This is a genomic window from Streptomyces sp. NPDC043738, assembly GCF_056436545.1.
In genome coordinates this window covers 122,223-140,285 of the sequence record NZ_JBWKCJ010000008.1, presented here as the reverse complement: position 1 = coordinate 140,285, position 18,063 = coordinate 122,223, and the positions used below count along the sequence as shown (strand labels likewise).

Below are 18,063 nucleotides of genomic sequence, written 5' to 3'. Positions count from 1 at the left end.
CCCCACAATCGGCTACTGTCAGTAGCGGTGACCGGACTTGAACCGGTGACACAGCGATTATGAGCCGCTTGCTCTACCGACTGAGCTACACCGCTGCGATGCGGGAGTCCCTCGCCCGAAGGCGAGGTGCCTCTCACATCAGAGCCCCAATACGGAATCGAACCGTAGACCTTCTCCTTACCATGGAGACGCTCTGCCGACTGAGCTATTGGGGCGAGCGATGAAGACATTACACGGCCCGCCGCCAAACGTGAAATCCGTATCCGGGCCGCGCCCCAACGGCCCCGCGCACCACACCGGTACGACTATTTCGCGCCTGCGCGAAGCTCCCCCGGCGGCGCCCTAGTCTCGAAGGCACGCTGCGTGATCTTGCACGCCCGGGCCTTCGAGGAGCGCGATGTCCGACAGCAGTCCGCCGCAGCCCCAACCGGGAAGACCGGGCGGCCCCGGCCGGCACACCAGGTCGGACGGCGGTTCGCTGGTCCTGTGCGGTGCCCGGCTCGCCGACGGCCGCACAGTGGACGTACGGCTCGGTGACGGACGCATCGAGGCCGTGGGGACGGCCGGCAGCCTCGCCCCGCAGGGCGCCCGCGTCGACCTCTCCGGCTACCTGCTGCTCCCCGCCCCCGCCGAGCCGCACGCGCACTGCGACACCGCCCTGACCGCGGACACCGACGGCCCCGCATCCGGCTCCCCCGAGGACGTCCAGCGGCGGACGACCGAGGCCGCGCTGCTGCAGCTGGGGCACGGCGCCACCGCCTCCCGCAGCCACGTCAGGATCGGCGACGTACAGGGCCTGCGCTCCCTCCAGGCGGTGCTGCAGGCCCGCAGGTCGCTGCGCGGGATGGCCGATCTGGCGGCGGTCGCGGTACCGCGGGTGCTGACCGGGGTGGCCGGCGCGGACGGCCTGTCGATGCTGCGGGACGCGGTGAAGATGGGCGCCTCGGTCATCGGCGGCTGCCCGGACCTGGACCCCGACCCGGCCGGCTACGTCGAGGCGGTGCTGGAACTGGCCGACGAGCACGGCTGCCCGGTGGATCTGCACACCGACGGCGACGATCCGGCGCGGCTGGCCCGCTTCGCGGCGATGTCCGGCGGCCTTCGGCCGAGTGTCGCCCTCGGGCCGTGCGCCGGGATGACGCGGATGCCGCGCAGCGTGGCGGCCCGGGTCGCCGAGCAGCTGGCGGCCGCGGACGTCGCCGTGGTCTGCCTGCCGCAGGGCGACTGCGCGGGCCTGGAGCGGTACGGCTCGCGGGTGTCGCGGCCGGCTCCCGTGCGGCTGCTGCGGGCGGCCGGGGTGCGGGTGGCGGCCGGCAGCGGGGCGCTGCGGGACGTGGCGAACCCGGTGGGGCGCGGCGACCCGTTGGAGGCCGCGTACCTCCTGGCGTCCCTGGGCGAGGCCACGCCGGAGGCGGCGTACGAGTCGGTGAGCGCGGCGGCGCGGGCGACGCTGGGCCTGCCGGAGGTGCGCGTCGAGGCGGGCTTCCCCGCGGAGCTGCTGGCGGTGCGCGGCGAGCGGATCGCCGGGGTGCTCTCGCTGGCGTACAGCCGGATCGTGATCCACCGGGGGCGGGTGGTCGCCCGCACCAGCGCGGTGCGCGAGTACTGCGACGCGACGGGAGAGGTGGCGCTGGAGCTGCCTCGGCAGTCGCAGCGCTGAGCCTCCGCGCACCCGGGGCGGCGAGAAGGCGCCCCTCGTGCGGCCGGTCCCGCGCTCGGCGGCGGCCCTTCGGCGTACGGTCGGGATCATGCGCATTGTCATCGCAGGTGGACATGGTCAGATCGCGCTGCGGCTGGAGCGGTTGCTCGCCAAGCGCGGGGACGAGGTCGCGGGCATCATCCGCCGGCCGGAGCAGGCCGGCGACGTACTGGCCGCCGGGGCCGAGCCGGTGGTCTGCGACCTGGAGTCGGCGTCGGTGGAGGACCTCGCCCGGCACCTGGAGGGCGCCGACGCGGCCGTCTTCGCGGCGGGCGCCGGGCCGGGCAGCGGCATCGCACGCAAGGACACGGTGGACCGCGGCGCGGCGGCGCTCTTCGCGGACGCGGCCGAGGCGGCGGGCGTACGGCGCTTTCTCGTGATCTCCGCCATGGGTGCGGACCGCGAGCCCCCCGAGGGCACCGACCCGGTCTTCGCGGCCTATCTGAAGGCCAAGGGCGCCGCGGACGCCGACGTACGGGCCCGCGCCGGACTGGACTGGACGATCCTGCGGCCGGGCCTGCTGACGGACGAGCCGGGAACGTCACTGGTGACGCTGGCCGACGCCACCGGACGCGGCGCGGTGCCCCGCGACGACGTGGCGGCCGCTCTCGTGGAGCTGCTCGACGAGCCGGGCACCATCGGCCGGACGCTGGAGCTGATCGGCGGCGAGGTGCCCGTGGCGGAGGCGGTACGGGCGGCGGCGCAGCGCTGAGGCCCGCGGCTGCGGGGCCTCGGCGGCGTCCACGAGGTCTCGGCGCACGAAAAAGGCCCCTGAGTCGTATCGCTACAACTCAGGGGCCTTTTCACACCTGTGGCGGCGCCAGGATTCGAACCTGGGAAGGCGAAGCCGGCAGATTTACAGTCTGCTCCCTTTGGCCGCTCGGGCACACCGCCAGGGTTTGCTGCCGGGAGTCCCGCTTTGGGGCGGTGCTCCGTGGCAACGACGTAAACCATACCCGATGGCTGGGGGTGGTTCGCCACTCGATTCCGGAGCGCTGGATCTTGGCCGGGTGGCTAGGCTTGGCAGGCGGTCCGGGCACGGTCCGCACCCCTGACGGATCTAGGTACGAGGAGCCAACTCAACATGGCCGACTCCAGTTTCGACATCGTCTCGAAGGTAGAGCGGCAGGAGGTCGACAACGCCCTCAACCAGGCGGCCAAGGAGATCTCGCAGCGCTACGACTTCAAGGGCGTGGGCGCGTCGATCGCGTGGTCGGGCGAGAAGATCGAGATGCGGGCCAACGCCGAGGAGCGGGTCAAGGCCGTACTCGACATCTTCGAGACCAAGCTGGTCAAGCGCGGGATCTCGCTCAAGGCGCTGGACGCCGGCGAGCCGCAGGCCTCGGGCAAGGAGTACAAGATCTTCGCCTCCATCGAGGAGGGGATCTCGCAGGAGAACGCGAAGAAGGTCGCCAAGATCATCCGCGATGAGGGCCCCAAGGGCGTCAAGGCGCAGGTGCAGGGCGACGAGCTGCGGGTCAGCTCCAAGAGCCGGGACGACCTGCAGGCGGTGCAGCAGCTGCTGAAGGGCAAGGACCTGGACTTCGCCATCCAGTTCGTGAACTACCGGTAGCAGCCCGGCCTCCGGGTGCCATGGATGGGGCGGTGCGCTGCGGCGTGCCGCCCCACCGGCTTGAGTGGCGCCCGTAGGAGCCCCTGCCGACGGACGGCCGACGGGAGTGCTTGACCTCAACCGCGCTTGAGATTGCAGTCTCATGGCATGACTTCTCTTGACGCGCAGCGCAGCGCCGCCTCGGTGACCGGTCCCGGGGACGGCTTTGTCACGGATGTGTTCCCGCAGGTCCGGCGGCCGGACGCCGGGGCGGTACTGATCAGCGAGTGGGATGCCGGCAGCCCCGAGGGGCAGCGGGCCGTCCTGGACGGCGTCGCCCGGGCCTGGGAGCGGACACCGCTGCCGGCGGGGTTCCTGTCGCGGGTGCTGTTCGCCGGGACCGACGGGCGCAGCGTGCTCAACTACGCCCAGTGGACGAGCGACGCGGCGCACCGGGAGTTCGTACGGAGCGAGGACACCGGGCTGAGCGAGCGGGTCGCGGCGGCGCTGGAGGCGGCGGGGGAGGTGACCGCCCCCGGGCCCGCCCACTACCGGCTGTACCGCAGCATGCTGCCCGACGGGGAGCCGGGGACGCCGGGCTGCGTCGTACGCGTCGCCTTCCGCACGGCGGGGCACGAGGCCGCGCGGGGGCTCGTCGACGGACTGCTGGACCTGCTCGGCGGGGTGCAGCGGGGCGAGGGCGGGATCGCCTCGCACTTCCACATCAGCGAGGACGGCACACGGGTCGTCAACTACAGCGAGTGGACGGACCCGGAGTCGCACGCCCGGCAGATCGGCACCAGCCTGCGGGCCGGCGGTCCGGTGATGAGCTTCATCGCGGGCCTGCCGGGGGTCGAACCGCTGGGGTTCCGGCGGTATGCGGCCCCCAGGGGGCTCGTACGGGTGTGACGCGGCCTCGCGTCAGCGGGTGGCGAACGGCTGGTCGGTGGGGACGATCTCCCGGCCCAGCGGCACCAGGGAGAGCGGGATCATCTTGAAGTTGGCGATGCCGAAGGGGATTCCGATGATCGTCACGCACAGGGCGATACCGGTGACGATGTGCCCGAGGGCCAGCCACCAGCCCGCGAAGACGAACCAGATCACGTTGCCGATCACCGAACCGGCGCCGGCGTCGTGCCGGACGACCGTCGTACGGCCGAAGGGCCACAGGGCGTAGCCGGCTATCCGGAAGGACGCGATGCCGAAGGGGATCGTGATGATCAGGATGCAGCAGATGATGCCCGCGACGACATAGCCGAGCGCCAGCCAGAAGCCGCTGAGGATCAGCCAGAGGACGTTGAGGAGGGTTTTCATGATCGGCAGCCTTCCACGGGCACGGCACAGAACGTAACTGCTCTGCTAGACGCACCGAGCCTGGTGAAACGTTGCACTCATGATGCGACGGGGTGGCGGGGACGGCCACCCGTTCCCGCCGGCGCCCGGCACCTCAGGGGCCGTGGTGGCCCGCCATCTGTTCGAGGCGGGTGATCCGTTCGCGCATCGGGGGGTGGGTGGAGAAGAGCCGGGACATGCCGCCGCCGGCCCGGAAGGGGTTGGCGATCATCATGTGGCTGGCGGTCTCCAGCCGGGGCTCGGGCGGGAGCGGGAGCCGCTGGGTGCCGGCCTCCAGCTTGCGCAGGGCCGAGGCCAGGGCGAGCGGGTCGCCGGTGAGCTGGGCGCCCGAGGCGTCCGCCTCGTACTCGCGGGAGCGGCTGACGGCCAGCTGGATCAGCGAGGCCGCGACCGGCCCGAGGATCGCGACCAGCAGCATGCCCAGGAGGCCGGGGCCCTCGTCGTCGTCGGAGCGGCCTATGGGAATCAGCCAGGCGAAGTTGACCAGGAACATCACGACCGAGGCCAGTGCGCCCGCGACGGAGGAGATCAGGATGTCGCGGTTGTAGACATGGCTGAGCTCATGGCCGATGACGCCGCGCAGCTCGCGCTCGGTCAGCAGCTGCAGGATGCCGTCGGTGCAGCAGACCGCGGCGTTGCGGGGGTTGCGGCCGGTGGCGAAGGCGTTGGGCGCCTGGGTCGGCGAGATGTACAGCCGCGGCATGGGCTGGCGGGCGGCCGTCGAGAGCTCGCGGACCATTCTGTAGAGCTGGGGGGCCTCGAACTCGCTGACCGGACGGGCCCGCATGGCCCGTAGGGCCAGCTTGTCGCTGTTCCAGTACGCGTAGGCGTTGGTGCCCAGGGCGACGAGGACGGCGATGATCAGGCCCGTACGGCCGAAGAGGCTGCCGATGACGATGATGAGGGCGGACAGCCCCCCGAGGAGTACGGCGGTCCTGAGCCCGTTGTGCCGGCGGTGCACGGTACGCCCTCCAAACGGTGCGGCAGGGGAACCCTGTGCCTTGTTGCTCCACTCTCCAGTGGACCCTTACGCACTGGTCAACGCGAGATGAACGGGCCTGGTTCCCCGGCGCGCGGACGGCGGGGCCGGGCGGGGCACGGGGGTGCGCGACGTGGTGCCGTACCGCTGTACGGGTGGACAGGAGGCCGTAGGGGGCCCGGGGTGGGTCCCCTACGGTGCGCGGTGGTCCGTCAGAGCAGCGCCCCGGACGCGAAGCGCAGGACGAGCTGCGGAGCGCCGGAGAGGGCCACGCCGAGGACGGCGGCCAGGGCGATGGCGGTGGCGAGGGGGCCCGGGATCCTGGCGCGGGACGGCTCCCCGGCGCGGGGGGCTGCCGTCGCGCCGGCTTCCTCGGCGGCCTCGGCTTCCTTGGCGCCCCGGAAGAGCACCGCGGTCCACTGCAGGTAGTAGTAGAGCGCGATCACGACATTGACGGCCATGACGACGGCGAGCCAGGCCAGCCCCGCGTCGACGGCCACGGCGAAGACCGTGACCTTGGCGAACAGGCCGATGATGCCCGGCGGCAGACCGGCGAGGCAGAGCAGGAAGAAGCCGAGCGCGAGCGCCACCAGGGGGCGCCGGGCGTACAGGCCCCGGTAGTCGGCGATGCGGTTGGCCGGGCTCGTACGGGCCACCAGGGCGGCGACGGCGAAGGCGCCGAGGTTCACGGCCGCGTACATCAGGGCGTAGGCGACCGTGGAGCCGATGGCGTGCGCCGGATCGTGGGCGTATCCGGCGGCCGCGAGGGGGACCAGGAGGTAGCCGGCCTGGCCGACCGAGGACCAGGCGAGCAGGCGTACGGCGCTGTGCGCGCGGTGCGGGTCCTGGCGCAGGGCCGCGACGTTGCCGACGGTCATGGTGAGCGCGGCGAGGACGGCCAGCGCCGGGCCCCAGATGTCCGCGTAAGCGGGGAAGCCCTGGACCGTGACGAGGATCAGGCCGGAGAAGCCGACCGCCTTGCCGACCACGGAGAGGTAGCCGGCGATGGGCAGCGGTGCGCCGACGTAGGTGTCCGGCACCCAGAAGTGGAACGGGGCGGCGGCGGTCTTGAAGGCGAAGCCGACCAGGGTGAGCGCGACGCCGGCGCTCGCCAGAGTGGCCAGGCGCGGGTCGGGGAGGTCGGCCAGGCCGCTCGCCACCCGGGAGAGGTACAGGCTGCCGGTGGCGGCGTACAGGAAGCTCACGCCGAGCAGCATCACGGCGGTCGCGGCCACCGAGGACAGGAAGAACTTCAGCGCCGCCTCGGAGGAGAGCCGGTCGCCGCGGCGCAGCCCCACGAGGGCGAAGGCGGGCAGCGAGGCCACTTCGAGGGCGATGACGAGGGTGGCGAGGTCCCTGGAGGCGGGCAGCAGGGCCGCGCCGGCCGCCGAGGACAGCAGCAGGAACCAGTACTCGCCGGTCGGCAGGTCGTGGTCCTTGATGGTGTCGATGGACAGCAGGGCGGTCAGCAGCGCCCCGCCGAGCACCAGGAACTGGATGACCAGGGTGAACGGGTCGGCCACGTAACTGCACACATCGGGGTGCCCGGTGAGGCAGAAGGTGCGGCGGTCGCCGTTCAGGAGGGGCAGCAGCGTCAGCGCGGCGAGCGCGAGGCCGGCCGTGGCGATCCAGCCCAGCACCGGTTTGCGGGCCGCCGGAAGGAAGAGGTCGGCGACGAGCACCACCAGGGCCACGACCGCGGCGAGGGTGGGCGGCGCGATGGCGAGCCAGTCGACGGACTGGACCAGTGAGGTGACCGAGCTCATCACTTACCGCCTCCGAGGAGCTGCTGGACGGCCGGGTCGGTGAGGCCGAGGAGGGCCGCGGGCCACAGTCCGGCAAGGACGGTGAGCACGGCGAGGGGGGTCCAGGCCGCGTACTCGTAGCGCGCGATGTCGGGGACGACGGGGACCGCGGACGGTGCGGGGTCCGCGGGGCCGGCGCCGTCCGGGTCGCTCCCGTCACCGAGCGGGGCGGTGGGTGCGAGGTGCGGGGTGCCGCCCATGCAGACGCGGCGGACGACGAGCAGCAGGTACGCCGCGGTCAGCAGGGTGCCCAGGCCGGCCAGCACCATGAACGTCAGGAAGGCGGGGCGGCTGAGGCCGGCGGCCGGCCGGAAGGCGCCGAACATCGCGAGCATCTCGCCCCAGAAGCCGGCCAGGCCGGGCAGGCCCAGCGAGGCGACGGCCGCGAAGGCGAGCAGACCGCCGAAGCGGGGCGCCCTGCCGTAGAGGGCGGCGCCGGTCGTGCCGGCGAGGGCGTCGAGGTCGGTGCTGCCGTAGCGGTCCTTGAGGGCGCCGACCAGGAAGAAGAGCAGGCCGGTGATCAGGCCGTGGGCGATGTTGGCGAACAGCGCGCCGTTGACGCCGGTGGGGGTCATGCTGGCGATGCCGAGCAGGACGAAGCCCATGTGGCCGACGGAGCTGTAGGCGATCAGGCGCTTGAGGTCGCCCTTGGCGCCCTTGCGCACGAGGGCGAGGCAGGCCAGCGAGCCGTAGATGATGCCGACGGCGGCCAGCGCGGCGAGGTACGGGGCGAAGGTGTGCATGCCCTCGGGCGTGATGGGCAGCGCGATCCGCACGAACCCGTACGTGCCCATCTTCAGCAGGACGCCGGCCAGCAGCACCGAGCCGACGGTGGGGGCCGCGGTGTGCGCGTCGGGCAGCCAGCTGTGCAGGGGCCACAGCGGGGACTTGACGGCCAGTCCGATGCCGATCGCGAGCACCGCGAGCACCTGGACAGTGTGGCTGAGCTGGGCGTTCGGGCCGTTGTCAGTGGCGAGTGCGACCATGTCGAACGTGCCGGACTTCACGCCGATCAGGAGGAGGCCCAGCAGCATCACGACGGAGCCGAGCAGCGTGTAGAGGATGAACTTCCAGGCCGCCGCCTGCTTGTCCGCACCGCCCCAGCGGGCGATGAGGAAGTACATCGGGATGAGGACCATCTCGAAGGCGAGGAAGAACAGCATCAGGTCGAGGACGGCGAAGGTCGCGAGGGTGCCGGCCTCCAAAGTGAGCAGCAGGGCCACGAATGCCTTGGGAGACGGGCCCGCCGGCATGTGGAAGTAGCTGTAGAGCGCGCACAGGAAGGTCAGCAGCGCGGTCATGACGACAAGGGGGAGCGAGATGCCGTCGACGCCGAGGTGGATACGGATGTCGAGCGCCGGGATCCAGCTGATGTCGGTGGTGGCCTGCATACGGGCCGGGTGAGCGTGGTCGAAGCCGACGGCCAGCGCGAGGGTGGCGGCCAGCACGACGCCGGTGACGGTCACGCCGTGGCGCAGTACGGCCTGGTCGGGGTTCTTGCCCCGAAGCCCGGGCGGAGCCGGGAGCAGCGCGGCGAGCGCGCCGACGAGAGGCAGGGCGACGGCCCCCGCGAGGAGAAGCTGCAGAGCGGTGTGGTTCACGGGTCAGGCCCTCCTCAGGGGTTCGGCTCCGGCGAGGCAGGCCACGAGGGCTGTCGGCTGGGGGTGCGGGGATCGGCCCCCGGGGAATGGCAGCACGGTCAGGCTCCCGTGCCGGTGGCGACGAGGACGGCGACGACGGCCAGGACGAGCGAGCCCGCGAGCAGCGCGCCGAGGTAGGTCTGCACGTTCCCGGTCTGGGCGCGGCGGACGGCGGCGCCCAGCAGGCGGGGCGCGGTGCCGGCGCCGCGGACGTAGGTGTCGACGACCTCGCGGTCCAGGAAGCGGACCAGCGTGGCGGCGGCGCGTACGGGCCGGACGAAGAGGGCGGAGTAGACGGCGTCGAGGTGGAAGCCGACGGCCGCGTGGCGGTGCAGCGGGCCCAGCAGGAGGCGGCCGGGGTCGGCGGGGTCGGCGGCGCCGGAGACGCTCCCGTAGACCGGGGCGTGGGTGGCGATCGCGGTCTCCTCGGCGAGCCCGGGGGCGGCGTCCGCGGCGGTGACGACCGCACCGATGGGGGTACGGGCGGCGAGGGCGCTGGTGTGCCGCCAGGCCGCGTAGGTGACCAGGCCGCCGATGAGGGCGAGACCGGTGCCCAGGACGGAGGTGGTCAGGGTCGGGGCGAGCGAGCGCCCGTCGAACCATTGGGGCAGCAGGGGGGCGGTGAGACCGAGCGCGAGGGTGGGCAGGAAGAGCACCCACAGGACGGCGTTCATGACGACCGGCTGCGGGCCGTGGTCGGGGGCTTCGACGCCCTTGCCCTTGAAGGCCAGCAGCCACAGGCGGGCGGCGTAGGCCGCGGTGAGGAGGGCGGTGAGCAGTCCGGAGACCAGTACGGTCCAGCCGGCGGCGCCGGGGACGGCGGGTGCCTCTCCGGTGGCGGCGTGCTCGGCGGCGCCCAGGACGGCTTCCTTGGAGAAGAAGCCGGCGAACGGCGGGACGGCGGCCAGGGCGAGCAGCGCGACGGTGACGGTCCAGTACGCGTCGGGGATGCGCCGGGCCAGGCCGCTCATCCGGGACATGGCGGCCAGCGAGTTGGTGCCCGCGGCGTGGATGATCACGCCCGCGCCGAGGAAGAGGAGGGCCTTGAACGCACCGTGCGTCAGGAGGTGGAAGACGGCGGCGCCGCGGTCGCCGACGGCCAGCGCGCCGAGCATGTAGCCGAGCTGACCGACCGTCGAATAGGCCAGGACGCGCTTGATGTCGTCCTGGGCCAGCGCGGCCAGCCCGGAGCCGACCATGGTGATCGCGGCCATGACGGCGAGCACGACCAGCGCGGCCGCGGAGGCCGCGAAGACCGGGAGGAGACGGGCCACGACATAGACACCGGCCGCCACCATCGTCGCGGCGTGGATCAGCGCCGAGACCGGCGTCGGGCCGGCCATCGCGTCCGGCAGCCAGGTGTGCAGCGGGAACTGGGCCGACTTGCCCGCGACACCGCCGAGCAGCAGCAGCGCGATCAGCGTCGGGTGGTCCAGGCCGCCGTTCGCCACGGAGCCGAGGATGCCGGTGATGTTGAAGGTGCCGGCGTCGGCGGCCAGCGCGAAGATGCCGAACAGGAAGGGGACGTCGCCGAGCTTGGTGACGAGGAAGGCCTTGAGCGAGGCGGCGCGGGCGGCCTCGGTCTCCCAGTAGTGGCCGACCAGGAAGTAGGAGCAGATGCCCATGACTTCCCAGCCGACCAGCAGCATCATCAGGTCGCCGGTGTAGACGACCAGCAGCATCGCGGAGGTGAAGAGCGAGACCAGCGCGGCGTAGGAGGGGTAGCGCGGATCGTCGCGCAGATAGCCGGTGGAGTAGATCTGCACACAGGTCGCCACGAAACCGACCAGGACGGCGATCAGCGCGGCGAAGCCGTCGATGTGCAGGGCCAGGTCGATGGGGATCGAGCCGGTCGGGGTGAGCCGGGTGGCGACGTCGGTGGCCGGTCCGCCGCCCTGCCCGACGGCGACGACCACGGTGAGCGCGGCCGCGGCGAGCGTCGGCAGCACGGCCAGCGGCCGTACGAAACCGGGCGTACGGCGCCCCAGGAGGAGGCCGGCGACGCCCCCGAGGAAGGGCAGGAGGGGAACGAGGACGGCGGTGGTCGTGAGCGTCACGCGGTGGCCTCCGCCTTGGTGTCCGGCTGCGGCGTCCCGTCCGCGGCGTCCGCCCCGGCCGGCCGCTCGGCGAGGTCGCGGAGCCGGTCGATGTCGGAGCTGCCGCGGTTGCGGTAGACGAGCAGCACGATCGCCAGGCCGATGCCGATCTCGGCGGCGGCGATGGCGATGGTGAAGAGGGTGAGCGCCTGGCCGGCGTGCAGGGTGTCGCGCAGCCAGACGTCGAAGGCGACGAGATTGAGGTTGACGGCGTTGAGCATCAGCTCGACGGACATCAGCACCAGGATCGCGTTGCGGCGGGCGAGCACGCCGTACAGACCGGTGCAGAAGAGGAGGACGGCGAGGACGGCCGGATAAGCCAGATGCATCAGCGCTGCTCCTCTCGCGGGTCGGGGGCACCGGAGGCGCTGTTGCTGAGCGCCGCCGCCGGGGCCTTGCCCTCGCCGCCCTTGCGGGACAGCACGATCGCCCCGACGAGCGCGGCGAGCAGCAGCACCGACAGCGCCTCGAAGGGCAGCACCCAGTACTGGAAGAGGCTGCGCCCGGAGACTTCGGTGGAGCCCTGGGCGGCGCCGTCGAGGTTGATCCAGGTGGCGCGGAAGGCGTCGACGACGACCCAGACCAGGGCGCCGGCCGAGGCCAGGGCCACCACGATCGCGGCCCAGCGGTTGCCGGAATCGGCGTCCGGTGAGCGGCCGATGGGGGCCTTGGTGAGCATCAGCCCGAAGAGCAGGAGGACGACGACGGAACCGACGTAGATCAGTACCTGCACCCAGGCGATGAACTCCGCCGTGAGGAGGAGGTATTCGATGGCGATCCCGCCGAGGGCGACGACCAGCCAGAGGGCGGCGTGCACCAGCTGCCGGGTGGTGACGGTGACCAGGGCCGCGCCGAGCGTGGCGATACCGACCAGGAGGAAGGCGATCTCGACACCGGTGGGCGAAAGGAAGCCGTGGCCTGCGGCGGTGGCGGCGAGCGTCACGCTTCCTCCCCTGAGGTCTTCGGTGGTTCCTGGTCGTGGGCCGCGGCGGACTCCGCCTCGGCCTGTGCCTCGGCTTCCGCCGCCTGCTGGGCGGCGAGCTTGTCCGCGGCCTTGCGGGCGGCGGCGATCTCCTTGGGCTCCTCGGCCGCCGGGTCGAGCGCCGGCGGCTCGGGCACCGTCCACATCCACTCGCGGAGCTTGTCGCGCTCATGGGTCAGTTCGCGGATGTCGGTCTCGGCGTACTCGAACTCCGGCGACCAGAAGAGCGCGTCGAAGGGGCACACCTCGATGCAGATGCCGCAGTACATGCACAGCGCGAAGTCGATCGCGAAGCGGTCCAGCACATTGCGGCTGCGCTCACGGCCTCCGGGCGCGGCCGGCGGCACCGTCTCCTTGTGGGAGTCGATGTAGATGCACCAGTCCGGGCACTCACGCGCGCACAGCATGCAGACCGTGCAGTTCTCCTCGAACAGGCCGATGACGCCGCGGGTACGGGGCGCCAGGTCGGGCTGGACGTCCGGGTACTGCGCGGTGACCGACCGCTTGGTCATCGTCCGCAGGGTGACGGCCAGGCCCTTGGCGAGGCCGCTGCCGGGGAACTTACGGGGCCGCCCGGAGGGCGTCGAAGAGGAGTGGTGGTCGGGAGACGGGAGGGACATCAGGAGATCACCACCTTCACTACGCCGGTGAGGGCGATCTGGGCGAGAGAGAGCGGGATCAGGACCGTCCAGGCGAGCTTCTGCAGCTGGTCCTCGCGCAGCCGCGGGTAGGTCACCCGTAGCCAGATGACGCCGAAGGCGAGGATCGCGGTCTTCAGCAACGTCCACAGCCAGCCCAGGCCGTCGGCCCCGAACGGGCCGTGCCAGCCGCCGAGGAAGAGCACCGAGGTCAGCGCGCAGAGCACGACGATCCCCGCGTACTCGGCGAGCAGGAAGAGGGCGAAGCGCAGTCCGGTGTACTCGGTGTACGCGCCGAAGATGATCTCCGAGTCGGCGACCGGCATGTCGAACGGCGGGCGCTGCAGCTCGGCGAGCCCCGCGGTGAAGAAGACCACCCCGCCGACGATCTGCCACGGCAGCCACCACCAGTGGAAGGCCTCGACGATGCCGGGCAGCGAGAGCGTGCCGGCCGCCATCGCCACCGACGCCGCGGCGAGCAGCATCGGCAGCTCGTAGGCGAGCAGCTGCGCGGCCGTCCGCAGACCGCCCAGGAGCGAGAACTTGTTCGCCGAGGCCCAGCCCGCCATCAGTGAGCCGAGCACGCCGACGCCCATGACGGCGAGGACGAAGAAGATCCCCGCGTCCAGGGCCTGTCCGACGGCGTTGTGCGGCCCTATCGGGATGGCGACGAGCACCAGGAGGTAGGGCAGCAGGGCGACGGCGGGCGCGAGCTGGAAGATCCGCCGGTCGGCACCGGCCGGAACGATGTCCTCCTTCTGCGCGAACTTCACACCGTCGGCGACGAGCTGCGCCCAGCCGTGGAAGCCGCCCGCGTACATCGGACCGAGGCGGCCCTGCATATGGGCCATGACCTTGTGCTCGGTCTGCCCGATGACCAGGGGGAACACCAGGAACACGGCGAAGACGGCGAGCAGGCGCAGCGCGATGTCGAGGGCGTCGCTCATGCCGACACCTCGCTTCGCTCGGCCCCGCATTCGCGAGGCGCGCACCTCTCCACGATTCGCTCGCTGCGCTCGCTCATGGGGTCTCGCCTCCTGCCGGGTCTTGGGGGGTGGCTTGGTCGGGGCGGGGCTCGGGCGCGGGCTCGGGCTGCTGGACCGGCGCGGATTTCTGCTCGGCCTCGTCCGTCGGCTCGGGCGCGGGCGCGGGCGGCTGCTGCGGCTCCGCCGGGCTCTGCGGGCCCGTCTTCCCCGGCTCCGCCTTCTGCTCCGGCTGCTCCGGCGCCGCCTTGCGCTCCGGCTCGTCGAAGGCCGGGCGCGCGTGGTGCCACGGCGCGTCGGAGGAGCGCGGCGCGGCGGACGCCTCGGGGGCCTTCGCCGCCGGGGCCTGCTCGGGCCCGGCCGCCTCCGCCGCCGCACGCTGCTGGCTCGCCGAACCCTCGCCGGCCGAGCGGGTACGGCGGGCCGGGCGCTCCGGCCGCCCGGTAGGCGCCGGGGCTGCCGGTGTCTCCGCGGCCGCCGGGGTCTCGGGGGCCGCTGCCCCCTCCCCCGCGGCCTGCTGGCTCGCCGAACCCGCGCTCGCGGTCCGGGCACGCCGCGCCGGGCGCTCACCCGCGGCGGCACCGGCCGCGCGGGCCCCGCCCGCCGCCCGCGCACCCCGCGCGGGCCGGGCGGGCGCCGGCGGCAGCTGGCCCTTCAGCGGGCCCCACTCGTTCGGGTCCGGGACACCGGGCGGCAGCATCTGGCGGCGCTTGGGCCCGCCGTGCTCGGACTCGCCCGGCTCCTTGGCGCCCGGCCACGCCTTGGCGACCCGCGCCGCCAGCACGAAGTCCTTGCGCAGCGGGTGCCCCTCGAAGGACTCGGGCAGCAGCAGCGGTACGAGGTGGGGGTGGCCGGTGAAGTCGACGCCGAACATCTCGTGGGTCTCGCGCTCGTGCCAGCCCGCGCCCGCGTAGACGCCGACGGCGGTGGGCAGCGCGGCCGCCTCGTGCGGGACCGTCGTGCGCACGATCAGCCGCCGCACGGCCCCTGGGCGGGCGACGTCCGCGAGGTGCGCGCAGATCCGGAAGCCGGTACCGGGCTCGTCGACGGCGCTCAGCCAGTCGAAGTAGCTGCAGCCGAGGTCGTCACGGGCCGCCGTCAGCGCGGTGAGCCAGCCGTCCACCGGGACGTCGACGGTCAGCAGGTCGTACGCCAGCTCCGCCGTGGCGCCCGCGCCGAAGATCTCGCTCGCGGGCCGCCGCAGCCAGCCGACCACGGGCTCGGGGGCGGGCTGCTCGGCGGTCTCCGGCTGCTCGGCCGGCTGCTCGGGCTGGTCCGGCTGCTCGCTCATCGAGGCTCCTCCCCCGGTGCCGTCGGCTCCTGCGCCGGCTTCGGGGCGGGCGGCGCCACCAGCCCGCTGCGCAGCGCGGCCGCCGAGGGCCGGGCGGCGCCCTTGGTGTACCGCTCGCCCAGCGATTCGCGGGCGATCTTCTCCTGGAGCTTGAGGATGCCCTGCAGCAGCGCCTCCGGCCGCGGCGGGCAGCCCGGCACGTACACATCGACCGGGATGATCTGGTCGACGCCCTTGGTGACCGAGTACGAGTCCCAGTAGGGACCGCCGCAGTTGGAGCAGGCCCCGAAGGAGATGACGTACTTGGGCTCGGGCATCTGCTCGTAGAGCCGCTTGACCGCGGGCGCCATCTTGTCGGTGACGGTGCCGGAGACGACCATCAGGTCGGCCTGGCGCGGGCCGGGCGCGAAGGGGATCACACCGAGCCGGATGAAGTCGTGGCGCGCCATCGAAGCGGCGATGAACTCGATGGCGCAGCAGGCCAGGCCGAAGTTGAAGACCCACAGGCTGTAGCGGCGGCCCCAGTTGAGGACCACCTTCATCGGTTCGGGCGCGAGCCGGGCCAGGGTGCCCAGGCGTCGCGGCTCCGGCAGGAACTCGGGAGCGGCGCCCTCGGGCGCGGCTGCCGAGCCGTTGGAGACGGGGGTCACGTCCATTCCAGGACGCCCTTCTTCCATGCGTAGAGCAGGCCGACGGCGAGGAAGCCGAGGAAGATGAACATCTCCACGAGCGTCACGCCGCCGAAGCCGGGGGCGGCGAAGACCGTCGCCCAGGGGAACAGGAAGATCGAGTCGACGGCGAAGATGACGTAGAGGAAGGCGTAGACGTAGTAGCGGACCTGGGTGTGCGCCCAGCCCTCGCCGACCGGGTCCACGCCGCACTCGTACGTCAGCAGCTTCTCGGGCGTCGGGACGGCAGGGCGCAGCAGCCGCCCGGCCCCGAAGGCCACGGCGACGAAGAGCACACCGACCACGGCGATGAGCCCCACGACCGAATAGCCCTGGAAATAGTCCGCGGCGATGGTGGTGCGTACGGTCGCGTCCGGCACGTCCGCCCCTCGCTCCCTGACTGCGCTTGTTCAACGACTTCGACGATCTGTACGGACGGGAGTCTAGGCCCTGTCAGGCCCGCCCGAGCAGCCGCGTCGTCGCCGACGGTGAGCTTGTCCGTACTTCGCCCTACCTGGGCGGGAGGCAGCGTAGACATCCTGCGCGGTTGTCTCATCAGGCGTCTCACGAAGCGGGATGCCGCGCCCCTCCCACCGGGGCGGGAGGGGGCGTGATCAACGGACGATCAGCGGACCGGACCGCCGTCGAAGGGGCTGCGGCTGTCGGGGCCGGCGGCGGGGGCGGGGGGTTCCGGAGCCCGGGGAGCCGGCGCCTGGGGCGCCGGGGCCTGGGGCGCCGGGGCCTGGGGCGCCGGGGCCTGGGCCGCGGGCCCGGCCTGCGGCGGAGCCTGGCGCGCGGGCTGCGGCGGGGCCTGGGGTGCGGGCTGCGGCGGAGCCTGGCGCGCGGGCTGCGGCGGGGCCTGGGGTGCGGGCTGCGGCGGGTAGTGCTGCTGGGGCGCCGGCTGGGGTTGCCGGGACTGGAGCGGCGCCGGTGCCTGGGGCGCCGGTTGCGGCTGCGCCTGAGGCGGCATGTGTGGCGTGTGCGGCATGTGTGGCTGTGTCGGGAGCGGCGCCTGCGGCGGCGTCTGTGCCGGTGCGTACACCGGCGCCTGCCCGGGCGCGGTCGCCGGCGGCTGCCCCGGTGCGTACACCGGCCCCTGGCCCTCCACGTACGTGGCCGCCTGGACCGGCGCGTCGGCCGTCGCCCGGCCCTCCGCGGGCGGTGCGGGCTGCTGCCGGCGCCGGCCCGGATCCCGCGAGGCCGCGCGGTTCATCGCCTCGGCCGCGATCCGCGCCGCCGCCTCCCGTGTCCGTTCGCCGAGCAGCTCCGTACGGATCGCGCCACCGGCCGCCAGATGGCGGTCGTACGGCAGCGGCAGCACCGCCGCGCCACCGGCCCCCAGGTGCTCGGCCGCCTTGCGGACATCGACGCCGCTGTCGGGCGAGGAGTGGGTGAGCACGACCACCGTGGTGGGCAGCAGTCCGGGGTGCAGGCCGCCGATCCAGTCCAGTACGGAGCGGGTGGCCGCCACGCCCTCCGGGGTCGCCGGAGTGACCAGCACCCGCGCGTGTGTGGTCACCAGCGCGGTGCGCGCGACCTCGGCGGGCAGCGTCTCGCAGTCCACGACGGTGGCCGCGAAGTGGCGGCGCAGGGACGTCATCACGACGCGGTAGGTGTCGATGTCCAGACGGGTGCCGATGGCGCCCTGGCTGCCGGGCAGCAGCCAGCCGCCGCCGGCGAACGGCAGGAGATAGCCGGTCAGGTCCGTGATCAGCATCGACGGATCGACGATCTGCGCCAGATCGCTGCCCGACCAGCGCACCTCACGGGCGCCCAGGCGGTGCGGCAGCGTGCCGAGCGCCGGGTCCGCCTCGACGGCGAGCACGGGGTCGGAGCGGTAGTGCGCGAAGGTGAGCGCCAGGAGGGCGGCGACGGTGGACTTGCCCGCACCGCCCCGGATGCTGGACACGGCGATCTGCCGGCCCGTGGTGACGGGCTGCTGGATGGCGTACGCGGCCTGGGTGACGGCGGCCGTCTCGGCGGCCGGCGACGAGGCGAAGACGCGGCGCAGCGCCCGGCCCGCGCGCCGGGCCAGCGGGTCGCCGCGGCGCGGCCTGGGCTGCCCGTCGGCCAGCTCCGGCGGCAGGAGGGGCACGGAGACCGGCGTCCGCGCGGGCAGTCCGGACCGACCGTAGCGGCCGGGGGCGGGGGCCTGGGCTGACGGGGTGGAAGGGGCGGAAGGGGCGGAAGGGACAGCAGGGGCGGGCGGCGCCGCGGCCTGGATGGGCGCCGGGGCGGGGGCGGCGGGTGAGGGCATCGGCCCGGCGGCGGGTATCGGCCCGGCCGCCTGCACCGGCTCGGTGGCCTGCACCGGCTCGGCCGCCGGAAGGGCGCCCGGCCCGTAGCTCGTGCTCACCGCGTCCCTGCCTTCCGCCGC

At 73.3% G+C, this 18,063-nt stretch carries 17 protein-coding genes and 3 tRNA genes; 4 read left to right on the top strand and 16 right to left on the bottom strand.

Going from position 1 to position 18,063, the window contains the following annotated elements:
- Positions 1 to 22: 22 nt before the first annotated feature.
- Positions 23 to 95 (bottom strand) — tRNA-Met (locus AC0680_RS13745).
- A 47-nt stretch (positions 96 to 142) separates the two neighbouring features.
- Positions 143 to 215 (bottom strand) — tRNA-Thr (locus AC0680_RS13740).
- A gap of 182 nt (positions 216 to 397) precedes the next feature.
- Here AC0680_RS13740 and AC0680_RS13735 point away from each other — a divergent pair.
- Together AC0680_RS13735 and AC0680_RS13730 are read left to right on the top strand one after the other, a co-directional pair.
- Positions 398 to 1,660, top strand: coding sequence for an amidohydrolase family protein (locus tag AC0680_RS13735; RefSeq protein WP_478627908.1), 1,263 nt, complete (start codon positions 398 to 400; stop codon positions 1,658 to 1,660).
- 88 nt (positions 1,661 to 1,748) lie between these two features.
- Complete coding sequence (locus AC0680_RS13730; RefSeq protein ID WP_478627905.1) at positions 1,749 to 2,411, top strand: NAD(P)H-binding protein; 663 nt, start codon at positions 1,749 to 1,751, stop codon at positions 2,409 to 2,411.
- Positions 2,412 to 2,511: 100 nt separating this feature from the next.
- On the opposite strand, the gene AC0680_RS13725 is transcribed toward AC0680_RS13730, so the two are convergent.
- Positions 2,512 to 2,593, bottom strand: a tRNA-Tyr gene (locus AC0680_RS13725).
- A 190-nt stretch (positions 2,594 to 2,783) separates the two neighbouring features.
- Here AC0680_RS13725 and AC0680_RS13720 point away from each other — a divergent pair.
- Together AC0680_RS13720 and AC0680_RS13715 are read left to right on the top strand one after the other, a co-directional pair.
- Positions 2,784 to 3,272, top strand: coding sequence for a YajQ family cyclic di-GMP-binding protein (locus AC0680_RS13720; RefSeq protein ID WP_384429836.1), 489 nt, complete (start codon positions 2,784 to 2,786; stop codon positions 3,270 to 3,272).
- 147 nt (positions 3,273 to 3,419) lie between these two features.
- Positions 3,420 to 4,160, top strand: a complete 741-nt coding sequence (locus AC0680_RS13715; RefSeq protein WP_478627902.1) for an antibiotic biosynthesis monooxygenase — start codon at positions 3,420 to 3,422, stop codon at positions 4,158 to 4,160.
- Positions 4,161 to 4,172: 12 nt separating this feature from the next.
- On the opposite strand, the gene AC0680_RS13710 is transcribed toward AC0680_RS13715, so the two are convergent.
- From AC0680_RS13710 to AC0680_RS13650, 13 genes are all read right to left on the bottom strand, one after another.
- On the bottom strand, positions 4,173 to 4,565 hold the full coding sequence (locus AC0680_RS13710; protein ID WP_478627899.1) for a YccF domain-containing protein: 393 nt from the start codon (positions 4,563 to 4,565) through the stop codon (positions 4,173 to 4,175).
- 133 nt (positions 4,566 to 4,698) lie between these two features.
- The gene (gene htpX, locus AC0680_RS13705) at positions 4,699 to 5,565 is read right to left on the bottom strand and encodes a zinc metalloprotease HtpX (protein ID WP_478627896.1); all 867 of its coding nucleotides are present in this window, start codon (positions 5,563 to 5,565) and stop codon (positions 4,699 to 4,701) included.
- Between the two features lie 230 nt (positions 5,566 to 5,795).
- Positions 5,796 to 7,349 (bottom strand): NADH-quinone oxidoreductase subunit N, encoded by a 1,554-nt coding sequence (locus AC0680_RS13700; protein WP_478627893.1) that lies wholly within the window; start codon positions 7,347 to 7,349, stop codon positions 5,796 to 5,798.
- Positions 7,349 to 8,989: a complex I subunit 4 family protein gene (locus tag AC0680_RS13695; protein WP_478627890.1), complete on the bottom strand. Its 1,641-nt coding sequence runs from the start codon at positions 8,987 to 8,989 to the stop codon at positions 7,349 to 7,351. Before AC0680_RS13695 ends, AC0680_RS13700 begins: the two co-directional genes overlap by 1 nt.
- A gap of 98 nt (positions 8,990 to 9,087) precedes the next feature.
- Positions 9,088 to 11,085, bottom strand: coding sequence for an NADH-quinone oxidoreductase subunit 5 family protein (locus AC0680_RS13690; protein WP_478627887.1), 1,998 nt, complete (start codon positions 11,083 to 11,085; stop codon positions 9,088 to 9,090).
- Positions 11,082 to 11,453, bottom strand: coding sequence for an NADH-quinone oxidoreductase subunit NuoK (nuoK, locus tag AC0680_RS13685; protein ID WP_478627884.1), 372 nt, complete (start codon positions 11,451 to 11,453; stop codon positions 11,082 to 11,084). The genes AC0680_RS13690 and nuoK overlap by 4 nt, the downstream gene beginning before the upstream one ends.
- On the bottom strand, positions 11,453 to 12,067 hold the full coding sequence (locus AC0680_RS13680; RefSeq protein WP_478627882.1) for an NADH-quinone oxidoreductase subunit J family protein: 615 nt from the start codon (positions 12,065 to 12,067) through the stop codon (positions 11,453 to 11,455). Before AC0680_RS13680 ends, nuoK begins: the two co-directional genes overlap by 1 nt.
- Positions 12,064 to 12,726 carry a NuoI/complex I 23 kDa subunit family protein gene (locus AC0680_RS13675; protein ID WP_478627880.1) on the bottom strand — a complete coding sequence of 221 codons (663 nt, stop codon included), beginning with the start codon at positions 12,724 to 12,726 and terminating at the stop codon, positions 12,064 to 12,066. Before AC0680_RS13675 ends, AC0680_RS13680 begins: the two co-directional genes overlap by 4 nt.
- Positions 12,726 to 13,691, bottom strand: a complete 966-nt coding sequence (locus AC0680_RS13670) for a complex I subunit 1/NuoH family protein (RefSeq protein WP_478627877.1) — start codon at positions 13,689 to 13,691, stop codon at positions 12,726 to 12,728. The genes AC0680_RS13675 and AC0680_RS13670 overlap by 1 nt, the downstream gene beginning before the upstream one ends.
- A gap of 73 nt (positions 13,692 to 13,764) precedes the next feature.
- Positions 13,765 to 15,018: an NADH-quinone oxidoreductase subunit C gene (locus AC0680_RS13665; RefSeq protein ID WP_478627874.1), complete on the bottom strand. Its 1,254-nt coding sequence runs from the start codon at positions 15,016 to 15,018 to the stop codon at positions 13,765 to 13,767.
- Positions 15,015 to 15,674: an NADH-quinone oxidoreductase subunit B gene (locus tag AC0680_RS13660; protein WP_478627871.1), complete on the bottom strand. Its 660-nt coding sequence runs from the start codon at positions 15,672 to 15,674 to the stop codon at positions 15,015 to 15,017. The genes AC0680_RS13665 and AC0680_RS13660 overlap by 4 nt, the downstream gene beginning before the upstream one ends.
- Entirely contained in the window at positions 15,665 to 16,066 is a 402-nt protein-coding gene (locus AC0680_RS13655; RefSeq protein ID WP_393487357.1) for an NADH-quinone oxidoreductase subunit A, read from the bottom strand. The genes AC0680_RS13660 and AC0680_RS13655 overlap by 10 nt, the downstream gene beginning before the upstream one ends.
- Positions 16,067 to 16,311: 245 nt before the next feature.
- Positions 16,312 to 18,042: a CpaE/TadZ family protein gene (locus AC0680_RS13650; protein ID WP_478627869.1), complete on the bottom strand. Its 1,731-nt coding sequence runs from the start codon at positions 18,040 to 18,042 to the stop codon at positions 16,312 to 16,314.
- Positions 18,043 to 18,063: the final 21 nt, after the last annotated feature.

Bases quoted from the DNA above. Each gene is read 5' to 3' on its own strand.
- AC0680_RS13735 (WP_478627908.1), top strand. From the start codon at position 398: ATGTCCGACAGCAGTCCGCCGCAGCCCCAACCGGGAAGACCGGGCGGC.
- AC0680_RS13730 (WP_478627905.1), top strand. From the start codon at position 1,749: ATGCGCATTGTCATCGCAGGTGGACATGGTCAGATCGCGCTGCGGCTG.
- AC0680_RS13720 (WP_384429836.1), top strand. From the start codon at position 2,784: ATGGCCGACTCCAGTTTCGACATCGTCTCGAAGGTAGAGCGGCAGGAG.
- AC0680_RS13715 (WP_478627902.1), top strand. From the start codon at position 3,420: ATGACTTCTCTTGACGCGCAGCGCAGCGCCGCCTCGGTGACCGGTCCC.
- AC0680_RS13710 (WP_478627899.1), bottom strand. From the start codon at position 4,565: ATGAAAACCCTCCTCAACGTCCTCTGGCTGATCCTCAGCGGCTTCTGG.
- AC0680_RS13700 (WP_478627893.1), bottom strand. From the start codon at position 7,349: ATGAGCTCGGTCACCTCACTGGTCCAGTCCGTCGACTGGCTCGCCATC.
- nuoK (WP_478627884.1), bottom strand. From the start codon at position 11,453: ATGCATCTGGCTTATCCGGCCGTCCTCGCCGTCCTCCTCTTCTGCACC.
- AC0680_RS13675 (WP_478627880.1), bottom strand. From the start codon at position 12,726: ATGTCCCTCCCGTCTCCCGACCACCACTCCTCTTCGACGCCCTCCGGG.
- AC0680_RS13670 (WP_478627877.1), bottom strand. From the start codon at position 13,691: ATGAGCGACGCCCTCGACATCGCGCTGCGCCTGCTCGCCGTCTTCGCC.
- AC0680_RS13665 (WP_478627874.1), bottom strand. From the start codon at position 15,018: ATGAGCGAGCAGCCGGACCAGCCCGAGCAGCCGGCCGAGCAGCCGGAG.
- AC0680_RS13660 (WP_478627871.1), bottom strand. From the start codon at position 15,674: ATGGACGTGACCCCCGTCTCCAACGGCTCGGCAGCCGCGCCCGAGGGC.